Annotated in this window: 9 protein-coding genes; 7 read left to right on the top strand and 2 right to left on the bottom strand. The window is 41.7% G+C overall.

The features are described from left to right. Positions 1–42: 42 nt before the first annotated feature. Positions 43–2886, top strand: a complete 2844-nt coding sequence (gene leuS, locus D0T51_RS08425; protein ID WP_163728009.1) for a leucine--tRNA ligase — start codon at positions 43–45, stop codon at positions 2884–2886. Then, entirely contained in the window at positions 2886–3761 is an 876-nt protein-coding gene (locus D0T51_RS08420) for a YitT family protein (protein WP_163727886.1), read from the top strand. The genes leuS and D0T51_RS08420 overlap by 1 nt, the downstream gene beginning before the upstream one ends. Here the strand turns inward: D0T51_RS08420 and D0T51_RS08415 are convergent, their stop codons facing one another. Further along, on the bottom strand, positions 3762–5288 hold the full coding sequence (locus D0T51_RS08415) for a phosphoethanolamine transferase (protein WP_163727883.1): 1527 nt from the start codon (positions 5286–5288) through the stop codon (positions 3762–3764). Positions 5289–5335: 47 nt separating this feature from the next. Here D0T51_RS08415 and D0T51_RS08410 point away from each other — a divergent pair, with 47 nt between their 5' ends. Both D0T51_RS08410 and D0T51_RS08405 read left to right on the top strand, forming a co-directional pair. After that, complete coding sequence (locus D0T51_RS08410) at positions 5336–5920, top strand: non-canonical purine NTP diphosphatase (RefSeq protein WP_163727880.1); 585 nt, start codon at positions 5336–5338, stop codon at positions 5918–5920. A gap of 4 nt (positions 5921–5924) precedes the next feature. Further along, complete coding sequence (locus tag D0T51_RS08405) at positions 5925–8300, top strand: two-component regulator propeller domain-containing protein (protein ID WP_163727877.1); 2376 nt, start codon at positions 5925–5927, stop codon at positions 8298–8300. Between the two features lie 100 nt (positions 8301–8400). On the opposite strand, the gene nadA is transcribed toward D0T51_RS08405, so the two are convergent. After that, entirely contained in the window at positions 8401–9384 is a 984-nt protein-coding gene (gene nadA / locus D0T51_RS08400; protein WP_163727874.1) for a quinolinate synthase NadA, read from the bottom strand. 554 nt (positions 9385–9938) lie between these two features. Here nadA and D0T51_RS08395 point away from each other — a divergent pair. The 3 genes from D0T51_RS08395 to mutS all read left to right on the top strand — a co-directional run bounded on the left by D0T51_RS08395 (position 9939) and on the right by mutS (position 14276). Next, positions 9939–10469: an RNA methyltransferase gene (locus D0T51_RS08395; protein ID WP_163727872.1), complete on the top strand. Its 531-nt coding sequence runs from the start codon at positions 9939–9941 to the stop codon at positions 10467–10469. An 11-nt stretch (positions 10470–10480) separates the two neighbouring features. Then, positions 10481–11428, top strand: a complete 948-nt coding sequence (cysK, locus tag D0T51_RS08390; RefSeq protein ID WP_163727869.1) for a cysteine synthase A — start codon at positions 10481–10483, stop codon at positions 11426–11428. Positions 11429–11693: 265 nt separating this feature from the next. Then, positions 11694–14276, top strand: a complete 2583-nt coding sequence (gene mutS, locus D0T51_RS08385) for a DNA mismatch repair protein MutS (RefSeq protein WP_163728006.1) — start codon at positions 11694–11696, stop codon at positions 14274–14276. Positions 14277–14330: the final 54 nt, after the last annotated feature.

The following is a 14330-nucleotide window of genomic DNA, read 5'->3' as shown; positions in this document are numbered from 1 at the left end:
GTGGCTCAAATAATATTGTTATATATAAAGAGAGATTTTGAGATGGAATACAATTTCAGAGACATTGAGAAAAAATGGCATGCATACTGGAATGCCAACGGGGTTTACAAAGTAAAAGAAGATGCGGATAAACCCAAATACTATGTGTTGGATATGTTTCCTTACCCGTCAGGGGCAGGTCTGCATGTAGGTCATCCTCTCGGATATATAGCCTCTGATATTTTCAGCCGTTACAAACGACTCAACGGTTTCAATGTATTACATCCGATGGGATACGACGCCTACGGATTGCCTGCCGAACAATATGCCATTCAAACCGGACAACATCCGGCGATAACGACCGAAAAAAATATCAACCGGTACCGCGAACAATTGGATAAGATCGGTTTCAGCTTCGACTGGAGCCGGGAAGTGCGTACCTCTGAGCCGGCATATTATCACTGGACCCAATGGGCATTTATCCAAATGTTCAACAGCTATTATTGCTATGATGAACAACAAGCACGTCCGATAGAAGAACTGATCCAGGCTTTCGAACAAGTAGGAACCGGTGGCGGACTGAATGTGGCGCAAGGGGAAGAACTCTCTTTCACCGCCGACGAATGGAAAGCGAAGAGTGAAAAAGAAAAACAAGAGATATTATTGAACTATCGGATCGCTTATCTGGGCGATACGATGGTAAACTGGTGTGCCGACTTAGGTACTGTATTGGCCAACGATGAGGTGGTCAACGGACTTTCCGAACGGGGAGGTTATCCGGTCGAACAGAAGATGATGCGTCAATGGTGCCTGCGTGTATCGGCTTATGCACAACGTCTGTTGGACGGATTAGAAGATCTCGACTGGACAGAATCGCTGAAAGATACACAACGCAACTGGATCGGACGCAGCGAAGGAGCAGAAATGCAGTTTAAGGTGAAAGACTCCGACAGGGAATTCACCATCTTCACCACCCGTGCAGACACGATCTTCGGGGTTACTTTCATGGTATTAGCTCCTGAAAGTGAACTGGTAGAAGTATTGACCACGGCAGACCAAAAGAAAGAAGTAGAATTATACAAAATAGCGACCAAAAAGAAAACCGAACGCGAACGTATAGCCGACCGCAAAGTGACCGGTGTATTCTCCGGATCCTATGCGATCAATCCGTTGACCGGGGAAGCCATTCCTGTCTGGATCAGCGATTATGTATTGGCCGGTTATGGAACGGGAGCCATCATGGCTGTACCCGCACATGACAGCCGCGACTATGCCTTTGCCAAACATTTCAACCTGCCTATCATTCCGCTGATCGAAGGATGTGATGTGACAGAAGAGAGTTTTGATGCCAAAGAAGGGATCCTGATGAATTCGCCGCAACCCGGCAAAGGTATGGAAGGAGGATTGGTGTTGAATGGTTTGAATGTAAAAGAAGCCATCGCAAAAACAAAAATATACGTAGCCGAAAAACAATTGGGTAAGGTAAAGATTAATTACCGTTTACGCGATGCCATCTTCAGCCGCCAACGTTATTGGGGAGAACCTTTCCCGGTGTATTATGACGCCGATGGCCTGCCACAGATGTTACCGCTGCATAAGTTGCCGCTGAAATTACCGAATGTCGACCGTTTCTTGCCCACCCCAACAGGGGAACCTCCTTTGGGAAATGCTACGGTATGGGCCTGGGATACTGTCAACGAAGAGGTTGTAGAAACTTCGCGTGTCGATAATAAAACGATATTCCCATTGGAACTCAATACAATGCCTGGCTTTGCCGGTTCTTCCGCTTATTATATCCGGTACGAAGATCCACACAACGCCAACGAATTGGTTGATAAAAAGACAAACGCCTACTGGCGGAATGTAGACCTCTATCTCGGAGGTATAGAACATGCTACCGGTCACCTGATCTATAGCCGTTTTTGGAACAAATTCTTGTACGACCTGCAAGTCATAGCCGATGAAGAACCTTTCCAGAAACTGATCAACCAGGGAATGATACAGGGTCGTTCCAACTTCGTATACCGTATCAACGGAACAAACAAATTCGTGTCACTCAATCTGAAAGATGCATACGAAGTAACTCCTTTGCATGTGGATGTCAACATCGTTACGAATGATGTATTAGACATAGAGGCCTTCCGCAACTGGAACCCGGAATATAAAACCGCAGAGTTTATCCTGGAAGACGATAAATACATCTGTGGATGGGCGGTTGAGAAGATGTCGAAGTCTATGTTCAACGTAGTCAACCCCGATATGATCGTCGAGAAATACGGAGCCGATACCCTGCGTCTGTATGAAATGTTCCTGGGTCCGTTGGAACAATCCAAACCCTGGGATACAAACGGTATCGACGGTGTATCCCGTTTCCTGAAGAAAGTATGGGGATTGTTCTATGGCAACAATACCGATAGCTTACAGGTTACCGAAGAAACGCCTACAGCCAACGAATGGAAAGCATTGCATAAGCTCATCAAGAAGGTAAGCTGGGATATTGAACATTTCTCGTTCAACACCTCTGTAAGTGCCTTTATGATTTGTATCAACGAACTGACAACATTGAAATGCCAGAAGAGAGCCATTTTGGAACAACTGCTTATCGTATTAGCTCCTTTTGCTCCTCACATAACAGAAGAACTATGGCATGCTTTAGGCAAGAATACAACCATTTGTGATGCTGCCTGGCCGCAGTATAACGAAGAATATCTGAAAGAAAACAGCGTTACATACGCCATCTCATTCAACGGAAAAACCCGTTATAACCTGGAATTACCGGCTGATATGAACAAAGAAGATGTTGAAAAGACTGTACTTAGCCATGAGAATTCCGCTAAGTGGGTGGAAGGCAAAACACCTAAGAAGGTCATTGTCGTTCCCGGAAAAATCGTTAACATCGTAATTTAATGGCAAAAAAAGGTATTCATAAGATTTACCATTCCGTACAGGATTATATCATTATCCTTATTGGTACGATCATGTATGGTTTTGGTTTTAATGGATTTATCCTTTCAAATGAAATTGTGACCGGTGGCGTAAGTGGTGTCAGTGCCCTGATATACTTCGCCACCAATATTCCCGTATCCGTATCTTATTTCCTTATCAACCTGGTCTTACTGGCGGCGGCTTTTAAGATACTCGGACTTAAATTCCTGATAAAAACCATTTTTGGAGTGATCTCTTTATCCCTTTCCCTTTCTTTTTTCGAATGGCTGTTAGGGGGCGTTCCGATTATTAAAGATCAGGTATTTATGTCTATTATCATTGGGGGAGCTATATGCGGTACGGGTTTGGGACTTATCTTTTCCGCCAATGGAAGCACAGGAGGTACCGACATCCTGGCCGCTATTATCAATAAATACAAAAACGTATCTATCGGTACGGGTCTGTTATTGTTCGACTTTCTGATTATAAGTTCTTCCTTCTTTATTTTCCATGATGTGGATAAGATCGTATTCGGTTTCGTAGAAATGGTAATCAGCAATTATATGCTCGACAGGATTATCAATGGAAATCGGCAGTCGGTGCAGTTCCTCATCTTCTCCCAGAAATACGATGAGATAGTAGCCCGTGTATTACAAGATATGGATAGAGGTTGTACACTTTTAAACGGCGAAGGGGGGTATTCCAAACGTCCGATAAAAGTAGTAGTCTTATTGGTCAAAAAGTCCGAATCACTCACTGTCTTTCGTATCGTAAAAGAGATCGATCCACAGGCATTTATCTCCCAAGGTATTGTCCGGGGGGTTTATGGCGAAGGCTTCGATCAGATCAAAACATAATCACTTTCTGAATATACTCTGGGAAGTATCCAGATAAGGCGATTCGATCTTTCCGGCATCCAATATGCTATGGAACAAATAATCTGTTCTATACCGTTTAGAACTGTTCTCCTTTGCATGTATATAATGTTCAGGGAAAGATTCTTTATAAGCAGGAGACATCCATATCAGGCAGGCCGCCTGGTGTGGAAAAGGAGACTCCGAAGCATGCAACCACATACCGTCTTCTCCCAAAGCCTCCCCATGATCGGACTGATAAATGAAAATAGCTTTTTTATCCCTCAGCCTTTCAATCACATTATATAGGAAATAATCCGTATAAAGCACCGTATTATCATACGAATTGATCATCTCCTGCTGCGTATTGGAAGAAAGTATTTTACTCTTTATAATAGGCGTAAATACGGCAAACTCATCCGTAAAATGGGAGTTATACCACCAATGGGAACCGATACCGTTCAAAATAATCAGTTTCTTCTTATTGGCTACTTGCAACGCATCGTCGTATAAAGGCAACAGATCGCCATCGACCCACTTATCAAATACATACGATGACTTCTCTATATTCACATGAAATAAAGAATCACATTCGTTCATAAAATAAACATAGGTATCGGTAGGCTCCTGGTTGGCCAACCATACCGTATAATAATCGCAGGCATTAAACAAATTCACAAAAGACTTTTCCGTAAACGCCCTCCCATAATCTGTACTATCTGCCCGGGTTAATATATAGGGAACACTGCGGTTCGTATAGGTAAACTCCGTATAAATATGCGGAAAGGATATAATATCCTCCTGAGACAACAAAGGAGTCGTATTACGTTCATAACCGTTGATCCCCAAATGATCGGGACGAAGAGATTCACCCAATACAAAAACAACAATAAGATCGTCTTCTTCGCCACAACGAATGCCTTCGGTCAGATCCATCCGTTCCATACTTATCATCTGTTTTTCTTTGCAATAATCAACGACCGTATAATAAATATTAAAAGGAATACGTTTTGATATAGGACGTTTCAAACCGTCTATCTGTGTGAAGCATACAAGAAGTACGGCAGTTACACAGGCAACTACCAATGGTTTTTCAAGTTTTATATGTTTTATTCTGTAGTAAACAATAAACAAGGATATTAATAACATCAATAAAACAAAGAAGACCAAACCGGGAGTACATAGTTCGGAAGAAGTCCGGAAATCGTTTTCCAACGTAGCATCCAAAATCATAGGGGTGAGAATCGCATTCATGGTAAAACGAAACCAGGCTAACAAAGAACTGATAAACGTTACTAATGGAAAAATAAGGGCAAATACATACTTATTTACCGCAAGTAAAAATATAAGAAAAAAGTTGGCTGTAAAGATAACCCCCCATTGCAATAATAAGATAAATACATCTTTTGCAGTAGTCACGGGTATTTTCAAAAAGTCTGCCGATGTTAAAAATATACTGACAAACAAAGCCGTCAGGAAAGAGAAAATACAGAAACGAAATAATAATTTATTTACAGGAATATGAAACATACTATGTACTTTTGTGCAAAAGTAGAACAATACAAGGATATAATTAAATGAAAACTATAGTATTTGCGACAAACAACAAGCATAAACTGGAAGAGGTTAGAACGATGTTGAATGGAACGCTCTCTATTGTCAACTTAAAAGATATTGATTGCCTGGAAGATATTCCGGAAACAGCCGATACCTTAGAAGGAAATGCTTTGTTAAAAGCACAATATGTCAAAGAGCATTATGGATACGACTGTTTTGCCGACGATACCGGCCTGGAAGTAGAAGCCTTGGATAATGCCCCCGGCGTCTACTCTGCCCGTTATGCAGGTCCCACACATGATCCGGAAGCCAATATGCAAAAACTGATGGAAGCATTAGAAGGAAAAGAGAATCGCAAAGCCCGCTTTCGTACCGTTATCGCTTTACTGCTCAACGGAAAAGAATATATGTTTGAAGGTATCATCAACGGCAACATCATAGATGAAAAGAGAGGAGGTGCCGGTTTCGGTTATGATCCCCTCTTTGTTCCCGAAGGATATGACCAGACATTTGCCGAATTAGGGAACGACATTAAAAATGACATCAGCCATCGCGCACGGGCCGTTCAGAAACTGGCTACTTTTTTATCCACTTTACCCGCATAAAAAGATGAAAAAAATAATATATCTATTTACATTTCTTATTTATTTCTGCCTGCAGAGTATAGCACAAAATATCGGTAGCTGGCAGACATATATGTCTTACTATGATACGCGTGCAGTCACGGAAGGGAATAATAACATTTTTGCCATAGCCGGTAATTCCCTTTTCAGTTTTGGAAAAGACGATGCAAGTATTCGTACCTATTCCAAACCCGAACTAAGCGATACAAAGATAGATACGATCGCTTTCAATACCGATCTAAACACGCTGTTGATAGTTTACAGCAACGGAAATATAGATCTTTTGAATGAAAAAGGAATTCATAATATTCCTTTCCTGATGAAAGACATAAGTATTCCCGACAAAGAGATAAACGGCATATTCTTCCATAAAGAAAAAGCCTATCTCTCTGCACAGTTCGGTATCATGGTGATAAATATGGAAAAGAAAGAGATAACCGATACCTATCGGTTGAAAAAAGCAGTTCATTCTTCCTGTATTTATAACAACCACCTGTATGCTGCAACACCGGAGGGTATCATATACGGTCATTTAAATGATAATTTATTGGATACCAACAATTGGAAGTCTCTTGATAACATTGATTTTCCAAAGATCAATGCAGGATTTGAAGGAATCAATATCCAACAGATATACGTTTTTAACGAGGTAATCTGTATGCATCTGCAAAAAAGAGGTATCTATTACCTGGAAGCCGATGAAATAAATAAACAAGAGAAAACAGCCAAGGTATTGTTGAGTCACAACAGTCTGCAACATCTTACCTTGCAGAATAATAAACTCATCGCTTATAGCGAGTATTCCAGTAATTTCAATGATAATCAGGCTTACATTTATTCGTCTTTGAACGAATCATTTACCCTCACAACAGGACCTTTATATGGCATTACTTCCCTGAAAAACAATTCTATTTTCTGGATAGCAGCCGGTCCGGAAGGTATCAAAGGAATCAAAAAATCCGGAAACGAACTGGAAGTTATTCTTTCCGGCACACAGATCGAAGGTCCCAAAAGAGACTTATCCGCATACATCACCTTCCACAAAGAAAAATTACTTGTCTGTGGAGGTGGACGATGGGTAAACCGTTCCAGACTCCCCTGGACATTTATGACCTATGAAAATAAGAAATGGAATAACTTCGATGATGACAAAATAATAACGGATAGTCCTATCGAACAAAGCCTCGACGTTACATCTGCAGCAGTCGATCCCCAAAATGAAAATCATTATTTCGTATCAACATGGGGAGAAGGGGTATTTGAAATAGAAAACAATAAGTTTGTTAACCTATACGGATTGAATAACAGTACGTTAGAATCATCTTCAGATGATAAAAAAGATCCGCATTACATCCGTGTGGAAGGTCTTTGTTATGATAAAAACAACAATTTATGGATGACCAATAGCGGAGTGAACAATGCCATAAAAGTATTGAAATCAGACGGTACATGGGCTTCTTTAATGTATGCAGATCTTAAAAATCAAAATTTGATTGATAAAATACTTATCCGCAAGAACAACCATAAATGGGTCAACGTAATAAGAGGACAAAACTCTACATCGGGTATATTTATCTTCGACGACAAAGGAACAATCGATGATCAGTCAGACGATGTCTCCCGCTTTTACACCTCTTTCACCTCTGTCTCCGGAGAAGGAAACATAACACCCAATGTGTTTTATTGTATGGCTGAAGACCATGACGGATATATATGGTTAGGAACCAACCTGGGTCCTGTCCGGATAGCTTCCCCACAGAATGCATTGGCAGACAGAAGTATGGGAGCCAGCCGCATTGTGCATACACAAGAAGACGGTACCCCTACTTATCTGTTAGACGGAGAAAGTGTTCGGTGCATAGCAGTTGACGGAGGTAACCGTAAATGGTTCGGTACGGAAAGCTCCGGTGTTTTAATCGTATCACCGGATGCACTTGAAATAGTCGAACAATTCAAAACAGAAAACTCCCCTCTCCCCTCCAACCGCATAGAAAGTATTGCTATCAATCCGGTCACCGGCGAAGCCTTTATCGGCACCGACAAAGGAATGGTCTCTTATATGGGAGGAGCCACAGAAGGAACAGAAGATTATTCCGATGTATATGCATTCCCGAATCCGGTTCGTCCCGAATATCAGGATATGGTAACTATAACCGGATTAGTTGCTAACTCCAACGTGAAAATTACCGATGTAAGCGGTAACCTCGTTGTTCAGGGTACTTCATTGGGAGGACAATTTACCTGGGACTGTCGCAGAAAAAATGGACAAAGAGTAGCTACAGGTATTTATCTCGTCCTTTCAGCCACAAACGACGAAGACAAAAGTGAAAGCGTAGTAACAAAGATTATGGTTATCAAATAAGTATATGTTCGGCTTTGTATGCCGAAATCATAAAAGAGCGGATAAATAAGATATCGTATTACCTTATTTACCCGCTCTTTCTTTTTATCTTTTCTGACTATTAAAGTCCTAATTCTTCTGATATAGTAAGCATACGTTTGATAGGAAGAACAGCTTTCTTTTGCACTTCCTCCTCCACCTGTATCTCAGGCATTTCATATTTCAGGCAATTATACAATTTCTCCATCGTATTCAGCCGCATAAAATTACATTCATTACAAGCACAGGTACTGTCATTGGGAGGAGCAGGGATAAATTCTTTATCCGGATTCTTCTTGCGCATATCATGAATAACGCCACTTTCCGTCGCTACAATGAATTGTTTCTTCGCAGACTGTGTCGTGTACCGGATAAGTGCTGCAGTCGATCCTACAAAGTCTGAGACATGAATAATAGGTTGTTTACATTCAGGGTGTGTGATTACTTCTGCTTCGGGATACATTGCTTTCAATGCAAGAATCTTTTCCAAAGAAAACTTCTCATGCACATGACAAGCGCCATCCCATAAAAGCATATTACGTCCCGTTATACTGTTTATATAATTTCCCAGGTTCCGATCCGGTCCGAATATTATTTTTGTATCCTTTGGGAAACTCTCTACTATCTGTTTGGCATTGGTAGAGGTAACGACCACATCGGTAACGGCTTTGACAGCTGCCGTCGTATTCACATAAGAAATAACCGTATGATCCGGATGTTCTCCGACAAAGGCAGCAAAAACAGGAGCAGGACAACTGTCAGCCAGGGAACAACCGGCATCCAGATCGGGAACCAACACTTTCTTATCGGGACATAAGATCTTAGCTGTTTCTCCCATAAAATGAACCCCACATAAGACAATGATATCTGCATCCGTCTTCGACGCCCACTGTGCCAAGGCAAGGCTGTCTCCCACAAAATCGGCTATATCCTGTATATCGCCCGTCTGATAATAATGAGCCAGAATAAGGGCATTCTTTTCCTTACGCAACTGATCGATTGCTTTTTTCAGATCTATATCTTGGGGAACCGGTGCATGCATATAAGCTACTGATTGATTATCCATACTATTCTATCTTTATACTTTCCGATACAAAGATAACACAAAACATAGAGTTTGGTTTCAAACTCCTCCTTCGGATTTATCCTCCGGCAGTTATCAACCATTTATATTTATATTCTTATTTCTTTTAAAAATTAAAAAACTTAAATGATGATAATAATGGGATGTTGAAACTGTTAAAACATAATTCGTCCTTTCATTGCATAAGAAGTTATTAAGTGATGGTTTCTTCTTATGCATAGGATATCAACTTGTTTGTTTAGGTTTTATTGTATGTATTACAAATAGTTACAGACGTTATTAACAAGTAGTTGATAAGTTGGCATGTGTAAAAAAAGTATAGTTTTATCTCCTGTATACTTGTCAAAACTAGGTGTTGAATCGACGGAGTAAAAAGAGTGTTAACTTATTTGTCCGGTAAAAGAAGTAGGGTGTATAGGTAAATAATCGGTAAATGCAAGCTTATTTTTTCAGTTTCTGTTCACTACTTATTAATAGGTTTTCAACAGGCTGTTTGGATAATTCGTTACTTTTGCCTTTCTAAAGGTAATTATTTTATGCGTAAACTAAAAATAACCGAATTGAATCGGTTGACTCCGGAAGCTTTCAAAACAAGTAATAAGATACCATTGATCGTGGTGCTTGACCATGTCAGGAGCTTGCATAATGTAGGTTCTGTGTTCCGTACCTCGGATGCTTTCTTGGTAGAGGCAGTCTATTTATGTGGTATCACAGCTTGCCCTCCTCATCCCGAAATTCATAAAACGGCATTGGGAGCAGAAGATACGGTGGACTGGCATTATTTCAAAGATACAGTAGAAGCTGTTGAAAAGTTGAAGACTGAAGGATATACGGTATGTGCCATTGAACAGGCAGAAGGAAGTGTGATGTTGGATAAATTGGTGTTGAACAAAGACTTAAAGTATGCTGTTATATTGGGAAATGAAGTAAAAGGAGTGCAACAGACAGTGATTGATTCATGTGATATATGTATTGAAATACCGCAGTATGGAACCAAACACTCATTGAATGTATCCGTCACATCCGGTATAGTTATTTGGGATTTCTTTAAACAATTACATAGTTAATAAGTAAAAAGATGATAAAGATTGCAAAGCAACTGACTGATTTAATAGGTAATACCCCGTTGATGGAACTCTCCCGTTTCAATGCGAAGAAAGAGTTGCAAGCCACGGTGATCGGAAAACTGGAATATTTTAATCCGGCAGGTAGTGTAAAAGATCGTGTGGCTCTGGCTATGATCGAAGATGCGGAAGCCAAAGGACTGTTGAAACCGGGGGCTACCCTTATTGAGCCAACCAGTGGAAATACCGGAGTCGGACTTGCTTTTGTCGCTGCTTCCAAAGGATATACCTTGTTTCTTACCATGCCGGAAACGATGAGTCAGGAACGGCGTAGTCTGTTGAAAGCCTTAGGAGCTAATCTTGTTTTAACACCGGGTGCGGAAGGAATGAAAGGGGCTATATCCGAAGCTGAGAGGTTAAAAGAACAAATACCCGGATCAGTTATTCTGCAACAATTTGAAAATCCGGCTAACCCGGCAATACATAGGCAAACAACTGCACAGGAGATATGGCGGGATACGGAGGGTAAAATAGATATATTTGTGGCCGGTGTAGGTACAGGTGGTACCATCAGCGGAGTGGGAAAAGTGTTGAAAGAACAGAATCCTACTATTCGCATAGTAGCCGTGGAACCGGCTGAATCTCCTGTTTTATCCGGTGGCAAAGCCGCTCCTCATAAGATACAGGGAATAGGTGCCGGATTCATTCCGGAAATATACAATGGCGATGTAGTCGATCAGATCATACAGGTTGCAGGAGACGATGCTATTCGTACCGCACGTGAATTGGCCAAAGAAGAAGGTCTTCTGGTAGGTATATCCTCCGGAGCGGCTGTATATGCAGCTATGACATTGGCTAAACTGCCGGAGAATAAAGGAAAAACAATTGTTGCTGTTTTGCCGGATACCGGAGAGCGTTATTTATCTACTCAATTGTATGCTTTGGATACCTATCCTTTATAATACGTCCTTTTTCATTAGTAAATAAAATTGCCGATATACGTCAGCACTTGTGCCGATATATATCGGCAATTGTGTCGACATATATCAGCACAAGTGTCGACGGCTATCGACACTTGTATTCCCTCCCCTTTTTGAGAGAATGATCCTATGATTCTCTGTAGAAAATTCCTTTTCCTTTCGGATTACGCGTACCTTTTCCTTATATTTGCCTACCTAATTAAAATAAACAAATACTGTGGGAAAACACGTAGTTGAAACTCCTTTGATGAAACAATATTTCGATGTAAAAGCCAAATATCCGGATGCAATCCTGCTTTTCCGGGTGGGTGACTTTTATGAGATGTATGGGGAAGATGCAGTGATAGGAGCCGAAATAGTCGGTATCGTTCAAACGAAAAAAGCCAATGGTCCGGGACAATTCATTGAGATGGCAGGTTTTCCTCATCATGCTTTGGATACCTATCTCCCTAAACTGGTGCGTGCCGGCAAACGGGTAGCTATCTGCGACCAGCTGGAAGATCCGAAGATGACCAAAAAACTGGTGAAACGGGGCGTAACCGAATTGGTTACTCCGGGTGTTTCTATCAACGATAATATACTGAATCACAAAGAAAATAATTTCCTTGCTGCCGTTCATTTTCAAAAGGATACCTGTGGAATTTCTTTTCTTGATATCTCTACGGGAGAGTTTCTTACTGCCGAAGGGACGGTGGATTATATCGATAAACTGCTTCATAACTTCTTTCCCAAAGAAGTATTGGTCGAACGCAATACCCGCAAGAAGTTTGAAGAGGCCTTCGGTTCCCGTTTTTTCCTTTTCGAATTGGAAGATTGGGTGTTTACTGCCGACGCTGCCAATGACCGGCTCTTGAAACATTTTGAGACAAAAAACCTGAAAGGCTTTGGCGTGCAACACCTGAAACTGGGTATTATTGCTTCGGGTGCTATCCTGCATTACCTGGATATAACACAACATAAGCAGATCGGGCATATCACCAGCCTTTCCCGTATCGAAGAAGACCGCTATGTGCGTCTGGATAAATTCACCGTACGAAGTCTGGAATTGGTAGGAACCATGAACGAAGGGGGCACCAGCCTGTTGGATGTGATCGATAAAACGGTTTCTCCTATGGGTTCCCGTATGTTGCGTCGCTGGTTATTGTTTCCTTTGAAGGATGTGAAGCCTATCCGCGAACGACAGGATGTGGTGGAACATTTCTTTCGCCATCCGGAGATGAAAGAGTTCTTGGAATTACAATTGGAACAAATAGGTGATCTCGAACGTATCATTTCAAAGGTGGCTGTCGGACGTGTTTCTCCTCGCGAAGTGGTGCAGTTGAAAGTAGCTCTTCGTGCCATAGGACCGATCAAAGAGTCTTGTGAGGCGAGCGAAGAACCCAGTCTGTGTCGTCTGGGTGAACAATTGCATGCCTGTGTTCCTATCCATGAACGGATAGAAAAAGAAATAAAGAACGACCCCCCTGCCCTATTGAATAAAGGAGGCGTTATTGCGGAAGGTGTCAGTGAAGAACTGGATGAATTGCGTGCCATCGCTTATTCGGGCAAAGATTATCTTTTGCAGATTCAGCAGCGGGAGAGTGAACGGACGGGTATACCCAGTCTTAAGATAGCCTTTAACAATGTTTTCGGATATTATATAGAAGTACGGAATACGCATAAGGATAAAGTACCTCCGGAATGGATACGGAAGCAGACCCTTGTCAATGCCGAACGGTATATCACGGAAGAACTGAAAGAATACGAAGAGAAGATACTGGGAGCCGAAGAAAAGATTATGGCACTTGAATCCCGTCTTTTCAATGATTTAGTATTGAGTTTGGTCGACTATATTCCGCCGATTCAGGTCAATGCTAACCTGATTGCCCGCCTGGATTGTTTGTTGTCATTTGCCAAGTCGGCACAAAGCAATAGATATATCCGTCCGGAAGTGAATGAATCGGAGGTGATAGATATCAAAGGCGGTCGTCATCCGGTAATCGAAAAACAATTGCCTCTGGATGATCCTTATGTGGCCAATGATGTATATCTGGATGATAAGAAACAACAGATTATCATTATAACCGGGCCGAATATGGCGGGTAAATCGGCCTTATTGCGGCAGACAGCCCTGATCACGCTTATGGCACAAATCGGTTCATTCGTGCCTGCCGAATCGGTTCATATAGGTATTGTGGATAAGATATTTACCCGTGTAGGGGCATCGGATAACATCTCCCTGGGCGAATCGACCTTTATGGTAGAGATGAGCGAAGCATCCAATATCATCAATAACCTTTCCAGCCGCAGCCTTGTTCTTTTCGACGAACTGGGACGGGGCACCAGCACCTATGACGGTATCTCTATTGCCTGGGCGATTGTTGAATATATCCACGAACATCCGCAAGCACGTGCCAAAACACTTTTTGCCACGCATTACCATGAGTTGAATGAGATGACAAACTCTTTCAAACGTATCCAAAATTATAATGTATCGGTGAAAGAAGTAGGAAACAAAGTTATCTTCTTGCGTAAACTGGTCAAAGGAGGCAGTGCACATAGTTTTGGTATTCATGTGGCCCGTATGGCGGGTATGCCCAAGAGCATTGTCAAACGTTCGGACGAGATATTGAAACAACTCGAAACGGAAAATCGCCAGGACGGTATCAGTAAACCGGTCAAACAAATTGCCGCTGCCGCCGAAGGTTTTCAGCTTAACTTCTTCCAGTTGGACGATCCTATCCTCAGCCAGGTGCGCGATGAGATAAAAAATACGGACGTCAATAACCTCACCCCTCTGGAAGCACTCAATAAACTGAGTGAGATTAAAAAGATCATTACGGGGAAATGAAAATAGAAAGAACAAGATAAATTAAAAAAGGGGCTGTCCGATTTATTTCGGACA

The sequence above is a fragment of the Parabacteroides sp. 52 genome, assembly GCF_010500925.1.
Lineage (GTDB): Bacteria > Bacteroidota > Bacteroidia > Bacteroidales > Tannerellaceae > QVMG01.
This window is presented reverse-complemented; position numbering and strand designations above follow the sequence as displayed.